We start from the raw sequence: 20,993 nt of genomic DNA, 5'->3' as shown, positions 1-20,993 counted from the left end.
TTTTTCGCGTGACGGGGCATTGGCGGCGGTACCCACCAAGGACGGCGCGTCGATACGTCCTGCCCGAAACACCAGGCGATTCCCCTGCCTGTTTTCATGCCCGTTCGGAATTGTGCGCGCCCGCGGTCTCGTCGCGGCCCGTCCAGGAGGATCTATGCAGCCGGCCGACTCCCTTCCGAGCTACGAGCAGCTGTTCGGCGATCTCGACTTCCGCGAGCGGGACGAGTCCCGCTCCGTGTACTCACCCGCCGCCTATCTCGCCGAACTGCTCCAGCTCCTCGGCGACGACGCCCCGTCCGGCCTGCTCGGCGACCTCCTCTCCCGCCGACCCGCTCTTGGGAACGTTCCACTGGACGGCGCGAACACCTACACCGAGCTGCCCTACCTCGACGTGGTCAACGAGGTCCTGGAGCAGGAGCTGACCCGGGGCCGCACGATCGGTGCCGACCAGGTGCTGCGGGCGCTGCGGCACCCGTTCACCATGCCGTTCTCGCTGCGGCACGCGCGGCTGCGCCGGCTGCTGCACCACCTGGAGGTCGAGCCCGCCGAGCTCTACCGCCACCTCGCCGACGCCCCCGACGCCGACATCGTCGCCCGCGAGTACCTGGGGCTCACCCGGGACGACGTCGAGGTGCTCACCACCCCGCTCGGCGACGGCCCCGTGCTGCGCGGCCACTGGGGGCTGGACCCCGAGGCGGGGGAGACCACCCTGCGCGTCCTGGAGGCGGTCCCCCGGTTCCGGCAGGCCGCGTCGATCACCGGCACCGAGCTGCGGGAGCTGCTGTACGGCGGCCTCGGCGCGGCCTCGACCGGCGGGGCGCGCCCCGAGCGCACGGCCGCGTCCGCGTTCTTCGTCCACCACGGCGGCCCGGTGGTCGGCCTGGACGCCGAGGAGGAGCGGCTCGTCTGCGTCGACGACCCCGCCGACCCCTACGACGGCGGCGAGCAGGTCCCCGCGGCCTGGTTCGACCGGGCCTCCCGGTTCGTCCGGCTGGCCCGCCGCACCGGGCTCACCTTCACCGACCTCGACCTGGTGCTGCGCGACTGCTGCGGCAACCGGATCGACGCCGCGGCGCTGCGGCACCTCGCCGTGCTGCTCCACCTGAGCCGCGGCCTGGACGTGCCGATCGACGTCGCCGTCAGCCTGGTCGCCCCGCTGAACACGCTCGGCGCGGGCGACGGCGAGGTGCCGCGGGACCTGTTCGACCGGGTGTTCAACGTGCCCTTCGCCGCGGCGGGCGCCCCGGTGATCCTCGGGTCGGCGCGGGTGCCGCACGGCTACGCCGATCGGCCGGTGCTCGCCTGCGCCGGCGACATCCTCGCCACCCGCAACAGGGAGTACCGGCGGCGGGTCACCGCGGCGCTGTCCCTGACCGAGGGCGAGCTGGCCGCCCTCGTCACCCGCTTCCGGGAACGTCCCGCCTCGGACGACACGGCGGCGCCGCCCCCGTTCGACCGCGCGACCGGCCCGGCCGAGCTGTCGCTGCTGCACCGGATCCACCGGCTCTCCGCCGCGCTCGGCGTCTCGGTCACCGAACTGCTCGACGTGCTCGACGCGCTGGAGGGCGACCCGGCGCTGCGGCGGCACACCACCTTCCCGCTGCTGATCGACACCGGGGCGAGCACCGGCGACTACCACGCGGTACTGGCCGGCGGGGACGTCGCCTCCGGCCTGTGGCTGGTACAGACCCTGCTGGCCGTGGTGCCGTGGATGCTGTCGGCCGACCTGAACGGCCGGGAGCTGGCCACGGTGCTGGGCCTCGCGGCGGCGCGGGCGGGAGCCGGAACCGGAACCGGAACCGGAACCGGCGGGCAGGCTGCCTTGAACGGACAGGTTGCCTTGAACGGGCAGGCTGCTTTGAACGGGCAGGCCGTCCCGAGAGAACCGGGGGAGCCCGAGGAGCCGGACGCCGACGCGGCCCTGCTGGCGGAGCTGCGCCGGCGGTTCGAGGAGCTCGCGCCCTCTCCCGAGCTGTTCGCCTCCCGACGCTTCGGCCCGCGCGCCGCCTCGGTGATCCACGACATCGCCGTCGCCCACCCGGACGGCGTGGTGTCCCGCAGGGACGCCCGGCTGCTGCGCGTCGACCCGGTCCGCGCCGCGGCCGCCGCCTACGCCGCCCTCACCGAGCTGGACATGGTGGTGGGCGGTGACCTGGAGGGGATCGGGCTCGGCGACCGCCTCGCCGTCAAGGTCTACACCAACCTGGTCCTCGCCGGGCACCTGGAGCCGGGCGGCGCCCTGGTGGCGGACCGGCTGCCGGAGACGCCCGCCGGGCTGCGGCTGGCCCGCGACTTCGGCGGGCACCGCGACGCGCTGTTCGACCTGGTACGCAGCCTGTGCCCGGTGCCGGACCCCAGGGAGCCGCTGCCGGAGCCGGCCGTCTTCTTCCCCTCCGACCTGGCGAAGCTGGCGGACCTGGACGAGGGGCAGCGCGCCGAGCTGTACGACAACCTGATCTTCAACGGCTACCTCGACGACGAGGGGACCGTGCTGCGGCCCGGCTTCTTCGCCCTCCGGGAGAACCGCGCCGCGTTCGCGGTGAACGCCGACCTGGGCGGGGTCGCGGCCGGCGTGCACGCCCGGCTGCGCGAGCTGGCCACCCGGTTCACCGGCGGCGCCGTCGCCTTCGACCCGGCGGTCCTCGCCGCGCTGCCGCTGTCGCCGCGGCAGGTCACCGCCCTGGTGGAGAGCCTGCGGTTCAACGGCCACATCGACGCCGACGGCTTCTTCGCCGACCCGGCCGCGCTGCTCGACCCCGGTCTCGGCGAGCCGGCGCTCGCCCTGGAGTTCTACCCGTACCGCAGGCACGTCCTGGGCGCCCTGCGCGGCCTGCTCACCAGGGCGCGGGCCGAGCTGCTCGCCGTCACCCCGGCGGACTTCCTGGACCTCACCGACCCGGCCGCCGCGCAGCGGGCGGTCGACCTGCTGGACGGCATCCACCTGGCCGACGACCGCATCCTGCGGGGCAGCCGGGCGTTCTTCGCCGACCCGGCGAACCGGCTGGAGCTGGCCGGGTTCACCGCGGCCGAGAACTCCGCGATCTTCCAGCGGATCGCCACCGCCCTGGCCGACCACCTCCCCTACCGGGTCGACCCGGCGGCGTCGGCCGAGTTCGGCTTCGACGCGGCCGAGCGGGAGCGGCTCGTGGTCAGGCTGGTCAACGCCGGGCACCTCACCCCGGAGCTGGGCATCCCCGAGCACCGGCTCGACTACTTCGCCGAGATGTACAACGCGCTGGACTTCGCCCTGCCCGGCCTGGAGGACTTCGCCAAGGACGTCTTCTTCCTGCTGCACGCCGTCGCGGTGCGGACGAAGGAGGCGATCGCCGAGATCACCGCCAGGCTGGAGGCGCTGGCCGCCCGGCAGCGCGCCGCGCTGCTCGCCGTGCTCCAGGACGAGCTGGGGGTGAGCGCGCCGATCGCCGCCGCGGCCTGCGCGGCGGTCACCGGCGGCCCGGCCGAGGCGGTGGAACTGCTCGTCGCCCCCGCGCTGGCCGATCCCGCACCGGTCGTCCCCGCACCCGCGGCCTCCGCGCCGGCCACCTCCGGGTCGGCCGCCCCCGCGCTGATCGCCCCCGCGCCGGCCGGAGCCGGGCGTGGCGCCGGCCTGCCCCCCGACTCGCGCGCCGCCCTGCGGCGGATCCGCGCCGTCGCCCTGCTCGCCGGGAAGTTCGGCCTCGACGCGAACCAGATCGTCCTCGCCTTCCGCGACCAGGACCTGGCAGGCAAGTTCCCCGAGCCGCTGGCCGCGCCGCGCGGCGTCGACCGGATCGACGCCCTGCTGGAGAGCTCCGACGGCAACGTCTACCTGTTCCGGGACCGGGAGTGCTGGGTGTACGGCCCCGGCTACGCCCGCACCGGCGACGAGCCGGTGCCGCTCACCGGCCTGTCCAGCCGGTTCGTCGACCTCACCCGCGTCGACGCCGCGTTCGGCGACGTCAACGGCACCGACTGGATCATCGGCCGGGACACCGGCGGCCTCACCCGTACCTTCACCCGGCAGCGTGGCGGCGCCCGGTGGGCCCCGAACACGCAGGAGTGGGGCGTGGTGGAGAACGCGTTCGACGCCCCCGCGGCGATCGACGCGGCGTTCACCGACGAGGAGGGCCGGGTCTACCTGTTCTGCGGAGACCAGTACGTCCGCTACTCCGGGACCGGGCGCGAGTACGTCGACCCCGGCCACCCCCGCCGGATCGGCGAGTGGTGGCAGGACGGGCAGCGCCACGCCGAGCTGCCCGACCGGTTCCGCCGCTCGCTGGACGCGGCCTTCCGCGGCACCGACGGCGTCACCTATCTGTTCTCCGGCGACCGGTTCCTCGCCGTGGACGGCGCCGCCGCCGAGCGGCCGGTCGCCGACGCCTGGGGGCGGGTCCGCAACGCGTTCGCCGAGACCGGCCGGATCGACGCCGCCTGCGCAGACGGGGCCGCCTACCTGGTGTTCTCCGGCGACCAGGTGTTCCGCTACTCCGGCGACGTCGAGAGCGGCGAGCTGCGGGTGGACGCGGGCTTCCCGCAGCTGATCGAGGCGTTCCTGCCGGGCGTCCCCGCCGAGTTCGCCGGCGGGCTGGAGGCCGCGTTCCGCGACCCCGCCGGGGTGCTGCACCTGTTCAGGAACGGCAGGACCGTCGCGCTGCGCCAGGGCGGGCCGGAGATCGCGACCACCGCGCAGCGCTGGGGGAGCATCGGCGCGGCCCTGCCCGGCGGCAGGGTCGACGCGGCCTTCGTCGGCCTGGACGGCCGCACCTACCTGTTCTCCGGCGACCGCTACCTGCGCTACTCCGGCGCCGACTACTCGACGGCGGACCCCGGCTACCCGAGGCGCATCGCCGACGACTGGGGCGGGCTGCTGCGGGTGGACGCCGCGTTCACCCTGGGCGGCGCCACCCACCTGTTCGGCACGGCCGGGCTGATCACCTGCCTGCCGCTGGAGCACGCCGGCGACCTGGACGCCGGACGGCTGCCGCACCCGGTGCGCAGGCTGCTGCTGGAGCACGGCGTCGCCGCCGCCGAGGACGCGCCCGTGTCCGGGACCGGTCCCGAGTGGCGGGTCACCGCCGACCACGGGATCAGGCTGGTGCTGCGCCGCGCCGTGGACCCGGCCGCGGTGAACCCGGTCACCGGGAAGCGGGCCTTCGGGGAGCGGATCGAGGTCCACGGCGCCGAGGAGTCCGAGGCCTCCTTCCACGTCCGCTACTCGACCAGGGACTACACCGCCCCCGACGCCGCCCACCCGCAGGCGCTCGCCGCCAACCGGTGGAACCTGCCGGACGGGCTGGCCGACGCCCCGTTCGCCAAGGTGGACGCCGCCTTCACCGGCAAGGACGGCCTGGTCTACCTGTTCCACGGCGGCCAGTACGCCACCTTCGACAACAAGCGCCGCTGGTGGTCGGAGCCGCAGCCGCTGCGCAGGCAGTGGGACGACCTGCCGTTCGGCCAGGTCGACGCGGCCCTGCTCGGCAAGGACGGCCGGACCTACCTGTTCTCCGGCACGAGCTACGTCCGGTACTCGACCGGCAACCACACCCGGATCGACGACCGCTACCCGGCGACGATCACCCGCTTCTGGGGGAACGTCGTCAGCGCCATCGCCCGCACCGGGCGGGTGGACGCGACCCTCGTGGCGGCCGACACCGGCGCGGACGGCGTCGAGCGCACCCGTACCTACCTGTTCTCCGGCAACCAGTACGTCCGCTACACCGGCACCGACCTGTCCACGCCCGACCTCGGCTACCCGCAGGTCCTGTCCGCGCTGCCGCGCGAGCCCCGGCTGGGCAACCTGAAGGAGGCCCCGGCCGCCCTGGACGCCGCGTTCGCCGACCGGGGCACGGTGTACCTGTTCGGCGGCGGGCGCTGCCACGCGGTCTCCCAGACCGCCTACCGTCGCCACGAGAACGCCCTCCCCGAGCCGGTCGGCTGCGCGTTCGACCAGGACGGCGCGCTGCTGGCCGAGCGGTCCGGCCGGTGGTACCTGCACGGCCAGCCGGAGCGGGGGGCCGTCGAGCCGAGGCGGGCCCGGCCGCGCTTCCCGCGCGCGGTGCCGCCGGACTTCCGCACCGGCCTGGACGCCGTGCTGCACGGCGCCGACGGCAACACCTACCTGTTCAAGGGCACGTCCTGCTTCGACACCCGGCTGGGACGGGCCTACCCGCTGGCCGAGGAGTGGGGCCGGCCGCGCAACAACGTCTACCACGACAACGCGGTGGACGCCGCGTTCGTCGGCACCGACGGGAAGACGTACCTGTTCAGCGGCGACCAGTTCGTGGTCTACGCCGGCGCCGCCACCGTGGACGCCGACGTCGAGGGCGCGCCGCTGCCGATCGCGGCGCACTGGGGCGGGCTGACCCGGGTGACGCTCGCCTACGTGCAGGACGGCACCACGTACCTGTTCGAGCCGCCCGGGGCCGACGGCACGATGCGCTACGTCACCTACACCGGCCGCGACTACACCCGGGCCCCGGAGGGCGGGGTGCCGCGCGTCGCCGCCGCCGGGTTCTGGGGCGTGCCCGAGGAGTACCTGCCCGTCGGGTTCACCGTGCCGGACGCCGTGCTCTCCGTCGGCGAGACGACGCTGCTGCTGTTCGACGGCCAGTACGTACGCAGGGATCCCGCCGACCCGGCGGGCCCGGCCGGGACGGCGACCGGCGGGCCGGTGACCGGGGCGTGGTCGAGCCCGCGCCCGCTGGAGCGCGCCTGGCGCGGGCTGGCCAAGGCCGACGGCCTCACCAGCGCGTTCGTCGGCCGTGACGGCGCCACGTACTTCTTCTTCCCCGGCGAGTTCGCCCGCCACGACGGCACCCTGGCGGCGCGGCGGCCGATCAGGGAGGCCTGGGGCCGGACCCGCAACAACTTCCTGGGCACCGGCGAGGACGTGATCGACGCCGCGTTCGCCGACACCTCCGCCGACGGGAGCCGGGTCACCTACCTGTTCTCCGGCGACCAGTACGTCCGCTACACCGGCACCTCCTACCGGCACGCCGACCCCGGCTACCCCAGGCCGATCGTCGGCAACCTGCGCACCGAGGAGGCGTTCACCGGCCTGCCGGTCTCGTTCGACGAGGACCTGGCCGACCGGCTGGAGACCGACGGGCGGGCCATGGTCGACGCGGTGACCGGGAGCGGGCGCACCGTGCGCGTCCTGTCCGGAACCGTCTGCCACGTGCTGTCGCGCGGCCTGACCGCGAACCTCGACCAGACGGCGCTGGCCAGGGTCCGCAACACCGTCGCCGAGCGGCGGCGGGTCGACGCCGCCCTCGTGGTGAACGGGGACGCGGGCCCGCGCACCCTGCTGTTCTCCGGCGACCAGTACGTCCGCTACTCCGACGCCGGAGGCTACGACCAGGCCGACGAGGGCTACCCCCGGGTCATCGCCGAGGCGCTGCCCGCCGAGCTGGGCGTCGCCGAGCTGCCCGAGGCCTTCCGCGACGCGATCGACGCGGCGTTCCAGGACGCCGACGGGGCCGTGTACCTGTTCGCCGGGTCCCGATACCTGAGGATCGCCGCGGGCCAGGCGGCCGAGGGGGCGATCGCCGGTGCCTGGGGCGTGGTGGACAACGCCTTCCGCCGCCCCGGCGCGACCGTGGAGGCGGCGTTCACCTCCCGCGACGGCGACCTGTACGTCTTCTGCGGCGGCCAGTACGCCCGCTACCGGATGACCAGGCTGAAGACCGTCGAGGACGGCTACCCGAGGCCGGTGGCCGGTGACTGGGGCAACCTGCCCGAGGCGTTCGACGCCGGGCCCGACGCCGCGTTCTCCTTCGAGGGCCGCGCCTACCTGTGCCGGGGCACCGAGCACGTCCGCTACTCCGCCGACCGCTACGACACCCCCGACCGCACCTACCCCCAGCCGTTCGGGCACCGCTGGTCGGGGACGGCCGACTTCCGGCTGAGCGACGTGCGGACGATCGCCCGGTTCGCCGAGCTGGCCCGCGCCCACCCCGGTGACCTGGCCGCCTTCCTGCTGCCCGGCGAGGCCGCCGTCGAGGACCCGTACCGCTACCTGGCCGACCTGTTCGGCTGGGACGCCGACGAGATCCGGTGGTGTCGGCGCCGGGTCGGCCTGCTGACCGCGGGCGCGGCCGACGAGTCGCTGTTCGAGCTGGAGTTCCTGATCCGGATCGCCGCCCTGTTCGCGTTCGCCGCGCGGCTGGGCACCGTGCCGTCCGCGCTGCACGCCGACGTGTGGTCCCGGCTGTACGGCGACGCCAAGGACGGCGGCGACGGCGACGGCACTGTCCTGGACGCGGCCGCCGAGGCGTTGCAGGAGCTGCTGATCCGCCGCAACGCCCCGGCCGACCGGCCCGCGCTGAGGCGCACCCTGCACGACGAGCTGAACGTGCTGCGGCGCGACGCGCTGGTCGCGGCCGTGCTCGCCGGCCGCCCCGGCGACGGGCTGCGCACCCCCAGGGACCTGTTCGACCGGCTCCTGATCGACGTCGAGATGGGGCCCCGGGGCAACACCTCCCGGGTCAGGGAGGCTATCGCCGCCGTCCAGCTCTACGTGCACCGCTACCTGCTCAACCTGGAGTCCTCCGCGCCCGACGGGTCCGCGTCGAACGGGTCCGCGCCCAACGGGTCGGCCTCCACCGTGGTCGCGTTGAACGGGTCCGGCGGGTCCGCGGGCGTCGTCGAGTCCGCCGAGGACGCCCGCCGCCGCATCCGCGAGTGGTGGCGGTGGATGCGCGGCTACCGGCTGTGGGAGGCCAACCGCAAGGTCTTCCTCTACCCCGAGAACTACGTCCGGCCCGAGCTGCGCGCCGACCGCACCCCCGCCTTCCGCGCGCTGGAGGGCGACCTGCTGCAGAACGAGATCACCCCCCTGGCGGTGGAGCAGGCCTACAAGCGCTACCTCGACGAGTACACCGAGGTCTCCCGGCTCACCATCGCCGGAGGGTACGTCTACACCAAGGACCGGGCGGCCGACGGCCCGTACCGGCTGGCGCTGTTCGGGCGCACCAAGACCGACCCCCGGCGCTACTACCACCGCAGGGCGGAGTTCACCAGCCGGGACCGGCTGTCGGCGTCCTGGGAGCCGTGGCAGAAGGTCGGCCTGCAGATCGACGCCGACGAGGTGCACCCGGTGCACGCCTTCGGCCGGCTGTTCGTCTTCTGGGCGGCGGTGGAGCCGGTCGCCGACGACGGGGCGACGACCACCGTGGTGGCCGAGTCCAAGGGCGACGAGCAGAAGGTCAGCGGGAAGCCGCCGACCCGGCAGGTCAAGATCTTCTACTCGTTCGAGAACCTGAACAAGGAGTGGGTGACGGCGCAGACGCTCGGCGTGGGCGCCCCGCGCAGCGGCACGATCGACGACATCACCCTGTTCATCCAGCCGGTGGCCGCCGGTGAGGACCGTACCTCCGTCGTGGTCGCCTGCGCCCACACGGTGACCACGCCGAACCCGCCGGACAAGGACGGCAAGCCGCAGGCCCCGACCGTGTGGCGCACCGGCCTGATGTTCTCGCTCAGCCCCGAGCTCGTCGCCGAGGACCTCACCATGCGGGCCCTGGCCGACATCCCCGGCATCAAGGACCTGCCCTTCGGGATCTTCCACGGCACCGTCCTGGAGGTGCTGGCCGGGGTGTGGGTCGCCGGCGAGACCGACGACAAGGTCGCCCAGGCCCTCACCGCGGCGGCCCAGCGGGTCGCCGAGGTCTTCGTCGACCCGGTCACGGCGGCCGACGTCGTCCGGTTCGACACCCCGATCGCGGCCGAGTCCGGTTCCTGGTTCAGCGTGGACGTCAAGGGCGGCAGCTTCCTGTGCCGCCCGGCCGACGTCGGCCCGGACGACTCGGCCACCCTGCTGCCGCTGGCAGGCAACGAGGACGGGCTGCCCCCGTGGGGGCAGGTGGACGCCGCGGTCGAGCTGCCCGGCGGTGCCCGCTACTTCTTCGACAACACCGCGGGCCAGTACGCCGAGTCGGTGCCGGGCAAGGTTCCGGACGGGGCTCCGGCGGGCACGCCCGCGGGCGCGCTGAGCGGGCGGCTGGCCACCGCCTCCCGGTGGGGCCTGGTCCCCACGGTCCTGCCCAAGGCCGACAAGGTCGACACGGTGCTCACCCGTGGCCAGCACACCTTCGTCTTCTTCGGCCAGCGCTACGTCCGCTTCACCGGCGTCCCGTTCCAGGTCATCGACGAGGGCTACCCGAAGAACATCAGGACCAGCGGGGAGGCCCTCCCGCCGTGGACGAAGGTGGACGTCGCGTTCACCACCCCCGACGGCGTCGAGTACTTCCTCTCCTACGGCCTGGGCCGCTACATGACGTCCGAGGACATCGCCGCCGGGGCGGCCAAGAACCCCCCGGAGGCCCCGGCCGACCACCGGCTGGAGGACCTGCGGATCTTCGAGGACATGCCGAGCACCCTGGGGCAGCTGGACGCGGTGCTGGTCAACGACCGCTACGCCTTCGCCCTCGCCGGGAACTCCTACGCCCGCTTCGTCTGGAGGACCGACTCGAACGGGAACGGGAGAGGACACGGCGGGGGTCAGGGCGAGGGGAACGGCGGGCAGCGGCGGCGCCGGTTCGTCCTCGACGAGCTGCAGGGGCAGGACAGGTACCCGCTTCCCCTCACCGGCAACCGGACCGGCCTGCCGCAGACCCGGGTCAACGCCGCCGCGTGGCGCGACAACGTCACCTACTTCTTCGACAACGGCGACAACGGCACCGTCGGCGGCACCGGCAGCGGCTTCTACCGGAGGATCACCTCCAACGGGACCACCACCCAGCACAAGATCGGCGCCACCACCGCGCTGGCCTCGACCGGCAAGGTCGGCGCGGCCTACACCGGCGACGGCAAGCTGTACCTGACCAGCGGCACCGAGTACGTCCGCTACACCCTGGACGGCGGACTGCCGGGCCGCCTCGTCGACGAGGGCTACCCCAAGCCGCTGACCAGGGAGATCGACACCGCCTTCACCCGCGGCGACAAGGTCTTCCTGTTCTCCGGCGCCACCTACGCCCGGGGCACGACCGGCGGCGGGCCCGACGCGGCCGGTGAGTACCTGCCGGTCGCCGGGGCCTGGGGCGGGCTGCCCCGCGAGTCGCCCACCCCGTTCGACGCCGCGATGGACTCCGACGAGGGCCTGTTCCTGTTCGCCGGAGCCTTCTACGCGCGCCGCACGAGGGCCGCGGCCGTGCCCCGCCCGTACGAGCGCACCGCCCTGCCCTTCGAGATCATCCGGCTGACCACGGGTACCGCCGCCGTGCTCAACCAGCGGCTGCTGTCGGGCGGGGTGGCCGCGCTGCTGGACACCGCCACCCAGGAGAGCGACGAGGTGGCGGTCACCGTCGACCCCGACGCCGTCACGGCGGTCCGGGTCCAGAAGGGCAAGGTCGACGAGGGGCGGCTGCCGACCGGCGCGCACCTGGACTTCCAGAGCGCCAACGGCATCTACTACTGGGAGATCTTCTTCCACGCGCCGCTGCTCATCGCGCAGGCGCTCAACGAGGCGCAGCGCTTCGAGGACGCCAAGCGGTGGTACGAGTACGTCTTCGACCCGACGAACCCGCACGGTCACTGGCGGTTCCTGCCGTTCCTCGGCACCGACCTGCGGGCGCTCGCCGAGGGCTGCGCGCGTGACCTGGAGGTGCTGCGCGACCTCGGCGTCACCGCCACGACGGTCGAGGAGGCCGGGCTGACGGACGTGCTGGCCGCGCTGCGGCGGCTGGCCGACGCCGACGTCGGCGACGGCAAACCCCGCGAGATCGACGTGCTCACCGTCACCGACGAGGACACCCACCACGCCGTCGCCGACGCCGTCACCACGCTGGCCGCCACCGAGGGGCTCACCGCCGGGCAGGCCGCCGCGGTGGCCGCGCTGGGGGAGCGCGTCGCCGTCCTCGCCGACCTGGAGAAGCAGCTCCGCGCCCTGGGCGGCCGGGCCGACCTGCTGCGGGCCTACCGGGAGGACCCGTTCGACCCGCACGCCATCGCCCGGCTGCGCCCGGTCGCCTACCGCCGCGCCGTGGTGATGGGCTACGTCGACAACCTGCTCGACTGGGGCGACATGCTGTTCCGGCAGTACACGCCGGAGAGCGTCGACGAGGCGCGGATGCTGTACATCCTCGCCTTCGACCTGCTCGGCGAGGCCCCGGAGCGGCTGGGTACCGCGCTGCCGCCGAAGACCCGGTCCTTCACCGAGCTGGAGGACGAGCCGGGCGACCTCGACCTGCTCGGCTACCTGACCGGCGGCGGCTCCCTGCTGGAACGGGCGGGCGAGGTGCACGCGGGCGTGGCCGGCGCCTACTTCCACATCCCGGACAACAGCGTGTTCGCCGAGTACTGGCAGCGGGTCGCCGACCGGCTGCGCAAGATCCGCGAGTCGCTGAACATCCTGGGCGTGAGCCAGCCGCTGCCGCTGTTCGAGCCGCCGCTGGACCCGATGCGGCTGGTGCGCGCCGCCGCGGCGGGCACCCCGCTCGGCGAGGCCGCCGCGGCCGCGACGGCCGTGCCGGTGCCGCCGCAGCGGTTCCCGGTGGCCCTGCGCCGGGCCCAGGAGCTGACCGACCGGGTCCGCCAGTTCGGCGCCGACCTGCTGGGCGTGCTGGAGCGGCGCGACGCCGAGGAGCTGAGCCTGCTGCAGGTCAGGCAGGAGGGGACGATCCTCGGCCTCACGCTCGCCGTCCGGCAGGCGCAGGTGCGGATCGCCGAGGAGGACCTGGTCGAGCTGCAGGAGAGCCTGTCCTCGGCGAAGGGGCGCTCCGAGCACTACGGCGACCTCATCGACTCCGGGCTGTCGGCGCTGGAGCACGGCCAGCTCGCGATGATGTCCACCGGCGCGTCCCTGCATGTCGTCGCCGCCATCCTCAAGACCGGCGCGGCGTTCGCCTACCCGGCGCCGCAGGTCAAGGTCGGCCCGTTCATCCTGGGCACCGAGTGGGGCGGCGAGCAGGTCGGCCGTGGCCTGGACAAGGCCGGGGAGGTGTCGGAGTCCGCCGCCGAGGGCCTCAGCATGATCGGCGAGGCGCTGGGCGTGCGCGCCCAGCACGAGCGCTCCGTCGAGGACTGGACGCTGCAGCTGGCCATCGCCGACAGCGACGTACTCCAGATCGGCTACCAGATCACCGCCGCGCAGCACCGGCTGGAGTCCGCCCGGCAGGAGCTGCGGATCCTGGAGCAGGACATCGCGCACAACGCGTCGACGGCGACGTTCATGCGGGACAAGTTCACCGGCGCCGAGCTGTACGGGTGGCTGTCGGCGCGGCTGTCGGGCCTGTGCTTCCAGGCATACGGGATGGCCCACGACGCGGCGCGGGCGGCCGAGGCGGCGTACCGCTTCGAGCGTGGCGTGCGCGACGGCGAGCCCGAGCTGATCCAGCCGGCGTACTGGGAGAGCAGGCGCAGCGGCCTGCAGGCGGCAGAGGGCCTCGGCATGGACCTGGAGCGGCTCGGCCAGGCCTACGCCACCGGCAACACCCGTGGCCTGGAGATCACCAAGAAGGTCTCCCTGCTGGAGCTGGACCCGGTGGCGCTGCTGCGGCTGCGCTCCGGCGGCCGGTGCGAGTTCACCCTGGGCGAGGACCTGTTCGGCCGGGACTTCCCCGGCCACTTCCTGCGCCAGATCCGCACGGTGTCGGTCACCTTCGCCGACGCGGCGGGCGAGCCGCTCGGGCTGAACGCGACGCTGACCCAGCTGAACAGCAAGACCGTGCTGGAGGCCGACCCGAAGGCGGTCAAGTACCTGCTCGACCCGCAGGGCGAGGCCCCCGCCACCCTGCGCGGCGACTGGCGCCCCAGCCAGCGGATCGCGCTGTCCCAGGCCGAGTACCCGCAGGAGAACAACGGCCTGTTCGAGCTGCGCTACGACGACGAGCGCTACCTGCCGTTCGAGGGCACCGGCGCGGTGTCCACCTGGCGGCTGGAACTCGGCGGCGGGCCGCGGGGCATCGCGGCGGCCGGTGCCCTGACCGACGTGGTGCTCACCGTGCGCTACACCGCCGAGCACGGCGGCGACGTGTTCACCGAGTCGGTCAAGGGCATGCTGCGCCCCTACCCGGCGGCCCACCTGGTCGACGTGGCCCGCGACTTCCCGAAGGAGTGGGCGGCCTTCCTCGACGGCGGCGACCGCCTGGTGCTCCCGCTCTCCCCGGAGCGGTTCCCCGGGATGAGCAGCCGCAGGATCACCGGCCTGTACCCGAAGTACGAGTACGCCGGCGAGAGCACGGCGGGCACGGCGCGGCTGGTGCTGGAGACCGGGCGGCGGCTCCCGCTCGCCGACGGCGTCCCGCTCACCACCCCCGGCCTGAGCCTCAACGGCGGCGGCGACCCGTCCCACTGGGCCTTCACCGTCGAGGGCGACCGGAGCGCCCTGAGCAACGTCACCCTGGTGCTGACCTACCAGGCCGCCGTCCGATGACCCGTCCGATGACCCGTCCGACGACCGGCCCGTGCCGGGGCTCCGGGCGGAGGGCCGCCACCCTCCGCCCGGCCGCCCCGGCCGCCGGGAGTACGACGAGGCCGACCACGCAGGAGGAGGAACGATGAGCGGCAGCGGAAGCTCGAGGAGAAAGTCGTTACGGCGCAAGAAGGCCTTCGGTGTCACCGACCTTGGCACGGACTCCTCCGGTGAGGATTCGTCCTCGGAGGAGACCGTCGTCCCGGCCCCGGTGGAGACCGGCGAGACCGGCGAGATCGACGAGATCGACAAGATCGACTGGGACAAGATAATGCGTGACCTGGGCGTGGCGGCGGACTCGTTCACCGTCGACGACGAGTCGGCGGCCGTGAAGACCGACGAGCCGGTCGACCCGGAGATGCAGAAGATCCTGGACGATCTGAACGCGCTCAGCCAGGGGGAGGTCTGGGGGGCCTCGCAGGAGACCCCGCTGGAGACGACCGTGCCCGAGTGGCAGCAGGACACCGAGGAGGTCGGCGAGCTGACGGCCTTGAACAAGCGAGAGGTCTGGGCGGACTTCGACTTCGAGTTCGATTTCGGAGCGCTCCTCGGTGTTCCCGCGTCGAAGGTCAAGCTGGTGGCGCACCCGAAGTTCAAGGCGTCGTCCGAGGCCAGTGCGCCCATCTACGAGCGGATGCCGAACGGCGACCTCGGCGGCGTCCAGGAGGATCCGCTGAAGTACGCCGACTTCCACCTGTACACGATCGACCGGCCGGTGTCCGTTCGCGACGCGAAGGGCGTGCCGATGGTCGCCCTCAGCTATCTTTACGGCGGTGAATTCCTCGTCAGCCGGGACGCTTTCGTCGAGGAGACGTACCAGAAGACGCTGAACGCGATCGACGCGATCGACGCGCTGTCCGACCAGCTGCTCGTGGACTTCTGGACGAAGATGTTCGAACCACTCCAGGAGTTGACGGAGGTGACGCTCTCCGTCCAGCTGATGGGGATCCCCAAGAGCGCGGTGGACCAGCGCCAGGTCAGGAAGACACCGCCCGTCGCCGTCCCGCGGGGAACCTACCGGAAGGTCGGGCTCGTGAACCAGCGGCTGGACCCCACGCAGCGCTCTCCGTTCAGCCTGGTCATCGAGATGGGGGGCCAGGAGATGGTGATCGTCCCCGACTACATCATCGGCGACCTGATCGAGGGAAATCAGACGGGCTCGTCCGAGGAGGAAGTGGGCGCGCCCGAGAAGGTGAGCACGTCCGAGAAGGCGGACGTGCCCGAGGAGAACCCGTTCCAGACCATCGACGTGCCGCCGCAGGTCGCCGAGGGGCTGCAGCAGGTCGTCCCGGAGCCCGAGAAGGCGCGGGCGCCGCGGCTGAACGCGAAGCAGATCGTGGATCTCTTCACCGGCAGCACCGAGCTCGCGAACTACGTGACACTGCCCGAGCGGCCCGACTGGCTCCGCGACGAGCACATCCACTACGTCACCCAGGACCAGCTGGGCGCGGTCTTCGTCCTCGGCAGGATGCCGAACGACCAGCAGGAGATCGACGCCGCGCGTAAGGACGACAGGTTCGCCCAGTCGGAGACCACGAACGGGCTCCAGGTCGGGGAGAAGATCTACGTCCGGGAGGACCGCACCGGCGGCGGCACCGAGTACCACGAGACGGTCCACAAGCTCTCCCACCCGGCGGTGCTGGACGTCCTCGGCTTCTGGTTCAACGAGGGCCTCACCGAGCACTTCACCCGGATTCTCCTGGAGGGCGGGGAGCTAGTCCGGGACAAGAACCAGTACGGCCAGCAGCAGGAGGCGATCACCGCGCTCATGGACTACGCGGGGGTGACCGAGCAGGAGCTGGCCGGCGCCTACTTCCGGGGTGAGCTCCAGCCGCTCTACGACCGGGTCGCCTCCAGGGCCGTCCACGACCCGTTCAGCCGGGACAGCCCGTTCAGCCTCGACGCCTACGTGGCGCGCCTCGACGACAAGCGCTCCTTCGCGGCGCGGCGGACGCTCATGGACGCCTGCGGCATCGTCGAGCCCGCCACCGAGACCGCGATCGAGACCGAGACCGCCACCGAGATCGCCACCGAGGCCGACGACACGATCGACGAGCCCACCACGACCACGATCGACGACACCACCACGATCGTCATCACCCCGTCCGGGAAGACCGGGAGCGAGATCAGCTAGACGAAGGGCTCTGGGGCGGCCGGCCCCGGGGCCGTGTGGCCGTGCCGTCGTGACGGCTGGAAACGGCGGGCGGCGCGGAAGCGGCGGGTGGCGCGGACCGCCCCCGTCCCGGCTCCCGGGACGGTACGGACGCGCGCCACCGGCCGCCTCCCGCCGGATCGTCAGAGCCGGAGCGCGTCCTCCTGGGCCGAGGCGAGGTCGCTGGGCCAGAGCCGGTAGACGTTGAGGCGCGTCTCGTAGTACTTGTCCGTCTCCCCGACCCACTGCATGCCGATGCGCTTGGCCGTCCCCGCGCCGCGGTCGTTGTTCACCCGGACGACCGCGACGAGCTCGTGGGCGCCGATGGAGAACGCCCACCCGGCCAGGGCGCGGCCCGCCTCGGTGGCGTAGCCGTTCCCCCAGGCGTCGGGGGCGAGCTGCCAGCCGATCTCGATGTCCTCCTCGTCGGGCGGCAGGTACCTCAGGGAGAGGCCGCCGACGACCCGCTGGTCGGAGTTGCGGACGATCGCCCAGCGGCCCAGCGGGGGCGTCAGGGTGCTGCGGCTGCGGGTCCACGACTCCAGCGTGGCGCGCATCGCCTGCTCGCCGTCGAGCTGGGTCATCGCCGGGGAGAGCCACCGGGTGACCTCGGGGACGCCGTAGATACTGAGGGCCTCAGCGGCGTCGTCGGGACTCCAGTCACGCACCGTGAGGCGGGCGGTGGTCAGTAGTGCCATGTTTTCCTCTCCCTGACGAGTTGGCCGGCCATGCGGCGACGAGAGGACGCCGAGCTGGAGCAAATATCATTTTCTTGCCGGAAATGTCCGATGTATTGCCCTTGTGAGGGTACGCCTATTCGCCGGGTGACGACCAGGCCGGAGGGAAACTGCCTGGTCACGGACGGATCCGCGCGGAGGGTCAGCCCTCCAGGGCGTACTGCATCACGCGGAGCTTGGCCTGGGCCTCGGCGAGCTCCGAGGCGGGGTCGGAGTCGCCCATGATGCCGCAACCGGCGAACAGGCGGGCCCTGGAGCCCTCGATCTGGGCGCAACGCAGCGCGATGCCCCACTCCCCGTCGCCCCGCGCGTCGATCCAGCCGACCGGCCCGGCGTACCCGGCCCGGTCCATGCCCTCCAGCTCCCGGATCACGCCGAGCGCCGCCCCGGTCGGGGTGCCGCCGACGGCGGCGGTCGGGTGCATGGCCGCCACCACGTCCAGGACCGAGGTCCCCTCCGACAGCCGCCCGCTCACCGGGCTGGCCAGGTGCTGGACGTTAGAGAGCACCAGGAGCTCGGGCTCCTCGGGGATCTTCAGCTCGGCGCAGAGCGGGTCGAGCGCCTCGCGCACCGACGCGACCGCGCAGGCGTGCTCGTAGCGGTTCTTCTCCGAGGTGAACAGGGCCGTGCCGCGCGCCACGTCGTCGGCCTGGTCGGCGCCCCGCGCGATCGTGCCGGCCAGCACCAGCGACTCGACGGTCTCCCCGGTACGCCGGACCAGCAGCTCGGGGGTGGCGCCGACCAGCCCCGCGCAGGAGAAGGTGTAGCACTCCGGGTAGCGCTCGGCCAGGCGGGCCAGCAGCAGCCGGACGTCGATCGGCCGCTGCGCGACGGCGGTCAGGTCGCGGGCGAGCACGGCCTTCTCCAGGTGGCCCGACCTGATCCGCCGGACGGCCCTGGCCACGGCGTGCTCCCACTCGGGCGCGGTCAGGCTGCCGTCGCCGTACCGGATCCTGCCGGGGGAGCGGGGCGGGGCGATCGCGTCGAGCCGCCGGTCGCCGATGGTGGTCAGCCAGGCGTGGCCGTCGCGGCGGGCGAGGATGGTCTGGGGGACGACGAGGACCGAGCCGTGCGCCTCCGGATCGAAGGTGAACGAGCCGAAGGCGACGGGGCCCGAGCCGGGCGCCGCCACGCCGTCGGCGACGTGCGCCTCGCCGAAGAGGTCCGCCAGGCGGTCGCGGGCCCAGTCGAAACGCCGGGGGCCGGGCGGTACGGTCAGGCGGATGGCCTCACCCCAGGCGACCAGGCCCTCGCCGTGCCTGACCCAGGCGTAGGGGGCGGTCTCCGGCAGGCGTGCGAACAGGTCACCGGGGTCGTCGACAGAGGCGGTCGTCACCGCGAGAGGACGGGTTGATCCGAGCGCTACACTCACCCCCGCCACTCTATGCGGGAAACTGAACGTGTTCGACGGTGGTTCCCCCGTCAGCACACCCGCCACGCGGTGTCAAGAAAACCAAGGTACTCGGTCAACGGGCCGTACCGTCCTGGCCTGCGGTGATACATCCGAAGCAGACGCGATCTCTCAGCGGAGGTGTCATGCTTCGCACGACTGTGACAGCATTCACAAGTCTCGGCGCCCTCACGACCGCCCTGCTGGCCCCGGCCGGAGCGGTCCAGGCGGCACAGCCCTGGCGGCCGGTGGTCATGGCCGCGCTCGGCGACTCCATCAGCGCGGGGTTCAACGCCTGCGGCTGGTATCTCACCTGCGCCTCGCGCTCCTGGTCCACCGGTGACCACCGGAGCGTCCGGAGCCAGTACGTCAGGCTGCGAGCCCTGAACGCCGCCCTCGCCGGGCACAACGTGAACCTCGCCGTCCCCGGCTCCACCAGCGCCGACCTCGCCGGGCAGATGACCCGGGCGGTCGGCCGGCGCGCCGACTACGTGACGGTGCTGATCGGCGCCCAGGACGCCTGCGTGTCCGAGGAACGGCTGATGACCCCCGTCGCCGTCTACGAGCGGCGGGTGGCCGAGGCCCTGGCGCTGTTCCGGGCCGGGCGGCCCGGCGGCCGGGTGTTCGTGGCGAGCGTCCCCGACCTCAAGCGGCTGTGGCAGATCGGCAAGGGGAACCCGGTGGCGCGCGGGTTCTGGGCGGTGGGCCGGATCTGCCCCACCATGCTGGCGCGGCCCACCTCGACCTCGGCGGCCGACCGGGCGCGCCGCGACCGCGTGCGCGCCCGGGTGGCCGACTACAACACCGCGCTCGCCAGGGTCTGCGCGGCGTACGGCCCCGCCTGCCGGTTCGACGGCAACGAGGTGTTCAGGCAGCGGTTCACGGTCGACCACCTCAGCCCGTGGGACTTCTTCCACCCCAACGCCGCGGGCCAGAAGCTGATCGCGGAGAAGACCTACGCGATGATGCGCGACTGGCTCACCGAGGAGAGCACCGAGCCCGCCCCGGCGCCCGTCCCGGCGCCCGTCCCGGCGCCCGTCCTGTGATCCCGTCCTCGCGTCGCTCCTTCGACCTCGGAGCAAGATTCGGTGAAGGCGTGCCGGGTCCCTTCCCGGCATCGGCGCCCTGACGCGCCGGGAGGCCCCGAAGACGCGGATCATGGCTCTGCCGGTCCGATCCGCCCGGATCCGGGTGACCAGGAGAGCACGACCACGCCGACGCTCAGCCGGGGGCGGGAGGGCGCGGCCGGGCCCCCTCGGTCTCCCCGCGCAGGCGGTCGGCGTGACGGGCCTGGTTGCGCAGCGCGCGGCCCAGGAACGTCTCGATGAGTTCGAGCTCGGTGACGCTGAACTGGAGAAGCTCGGCCCGGGCGTCGTCGGCGATCGGCCCCCAGACCTCCTGGACGGCTCCTCGGCCCCGTTCGGTCAGACGCACCAGAACGCGGCGCCGGTCCGCCGTGTCACGAGCCCGTTCGGCCAGGCCGGCCCGCTCCAGCCGGTCGATGGCGGTGGTGGCGGCGCCCCCGGTGAGACCGGCGGCGGCCGCCAGCTCGCTCGCGGTGAGCGGGCCGCGCGCGGTCAGCCGGCTCAGGCATCTCAGGTCGGTGCGGTTGAGGCCGAGGCGCCGGGCCGCCAGCTCGTCGATGAGGTCGGTGGCGTCCTGCAGCTCCTGGACGGCCCTGGCCACGGCCTGGATCCTGGATTGCTTTGACAATCTAATCCTTAGAAAGTTGAATTAATGGGGTCGCACGAAGTTTAACCCTCCCGGAGATCGCAATGCCACGACCCTCTCCCGAACTACGACCGGCCACGGCCGGCGACGTCGCGGCCCTGCTGACCCTGATGGACTCCGTCCACGCGTGGCTCGTCGCCCGGAACCGGCCGGAGCAGTGGGGAACGGTGCCCTTCTCCCGCATCCCCGGCTTTCCCGGCCGGGTCGCCGACTGGGCGCGCCAGGGCGTCATCACCCTGGCCGAACGAGACGGCCGCTGCGTCGGGATGCTGGCCGCGGCCCCCGTGGTCCCGCCGCGCGTCCCCGCCGGGGCCGTGCCCGGCGGGTCGATGTTCATCCACACCGTGATGACCGATCGCGGCCCCGACGGCCACGGCGTCGGGGCGGCCCTGCTGGAGGAGGCCGAACGGCTCGCCGGAGCGCACGGCGCTCCCGCGCTGGCCCTGGACCACTGGGCGGGCAGCCCCGAGCTGGGCCGCCTCTACGACGAACGCGGCTACGTCAAGGTCACCGAGTACACCGACGACCAGGCGGACACGCCCATCCGCAACGCCGTACGCGTCCGCTCCCTGCACGTCCCCGGCTGAGCGTGCC

General features: G+C 73.3%; 7 protein-coding genes. 4 read left to right on the top strand and 3 right to left on the bottom strand.

Annotation, left to right across the window (positions count from 1 at the left end; all coding sequences use genetic code 11):
* Positions 1-154: 154 nt before the first annotated feature.
* Both ACFYWM_RS08930 and ACFYWM_RS08925 read left to right on the top strand, forming a co-directional pair.
* Positions 155-14,350, top strand: a complete 14,196-nt coding sequence (locus ACFYWM_RS08930; protein ID WP_389910899.1) for a hemopexin repeat-containing protein — start codon at positions 155-157, stop codon at positions 14,348-14,350.
* 124 nt (positions 14,351-14,474) lie between these two features.
* On the top strand, positions 14,475-16,523 hold the full coding sequence (locus ACFYWM_RS08925) for a hypothetical protein (RefSeq protein ID WP_389910896.1): 2,049 nt from the start codon (positions 14,475-14,477) through the stop codon (positions 16,521-16,523).
* Between the two features lie 161 nt (positions 16,524-16,684).
* Here ACFYWM_RS08925 and ACFYWM_RS08920 read toward each other — a convergent pair whose 3' ends face one another.
* Both ACFYWM_RS08920 and ACFYWM_RS08915 read right to left on the bottom strand, forming a co-directional pair.
* Complete coding sequence (locus ACFYWM_RS08920; protein WP_389910893.1) at positions 16,685-17,239, bottom strand: GNAT family N-acetyltransferase; 555 nt, start codon at positions 17,237-17,239, stop codon at positions 16,685-16,687.
* A 181-nt stretch (positions 17,240-17,420) separates the two neighbouring features.
* A complete protein-coding gene (locus tag ACFYWM_RS08915; protein WP_389910890.1) occupies positions 17,421-18,650 on the bottom strand; it encodes an isochorismate synthase MenF in 1,230 nt (409 codons plus the stop codon).
* Positions 18,651-18,829: 179 nt separating this feature from the next.
* Here ACFYWM_RS08915 and ACFYWM_RS08910 point away from each other — a divergent pair, with 179 nt between their 5' ends.
* Positions 18,830-19,714, top strand: a complete 885-nt coding sequence (locus ACFYWM_RS08910; RefSeq protein WP_389910887.1) for an SGNH/GDSL hydrolase family protein — start codon at positions 18,830-18,832, stop codon at positions 19,712-19,714.
* Between the two features lie 175 nt (positions 19,715-19,889).
* On the opposite strand, the gene ACFYWM_RS08905 is transcribed toward ACFYWM_RS08910, so the two are convergent.
* Entirely contained in the window at positions 19,890-20,381 is a 492-nt protein-coding gene (locus tag ACFYWM_RS08905) for a MarR family transcriptional regulator (RefSeq protein ID WP_389910885.1), read from the bottom strand.
* Between the two features lie 62 nt (positions 20,382-20,443).
* Here ACFYWM_RS08905 and ACFYWM_RS08900 point away from each other — a divergent pair, with 62 nt between their 5' ends.
* On the top strand, positions 20,444-20,986 hold the full coding sequence (locus ACFYWM_RS08900; RefSeq protein ID WP_389910883.1) for a GNAT family N-acetyltransferase: 543 nt from the start codon (positions 20,444-20,446) through the stop codon (positions 20,984-20,986).
* Positions 20,987-20,993 lie beyond the last annotated feature (7 nt).

Origin of the sequence: Streptosporangium sp. NPDC002721 (assembly GCF_042888905.1) — a bacterium.
Taxonomy (GTDB): Bacteria; Actinomycetota; Actinomycetes; order Streptosporangiales; family Streptosporangiaceae; genus Streptosporangium.
The sequence above is the reverse complement of the archived record's forward strand: the minus strand, read 5'-3'. Positions and strand labels throughout refer to the sequence as shown.

Bases quoted from the DNA above. Each gene is read 5' to 3' on its own strand.
- ACFYWM_RS08920 (WP_389910893.1), bottom strand. From the start codon at position 17,239: ATGGCACTACTGACCACCGCCCGCCTCACGGTGCGTGACTGGAGTCCC.
- ACFYWM_RS08925 (WP_389910896.1), top strand. From the start codon at position 14,475: ATGAGCGGCAGCGGAAGCTCGAGGAGAAAGTCGTTACGGCGCAAGAAG.
- ACFYWM_RS08930 (WP_389910899.1), top strand. From the start codon at position 155: ATGCAGCCGGCCGACTCCCTTCCGAGCTACGAGCAGCTGTTCGGCGAT.
- ACFYWM_RS08900 (WP_389910883.1), top strand. From the start codon at position 20,444: ATGCCACGACCCTCTCCCGAACTACGACCGGCCACGGCCGGCGACGTC.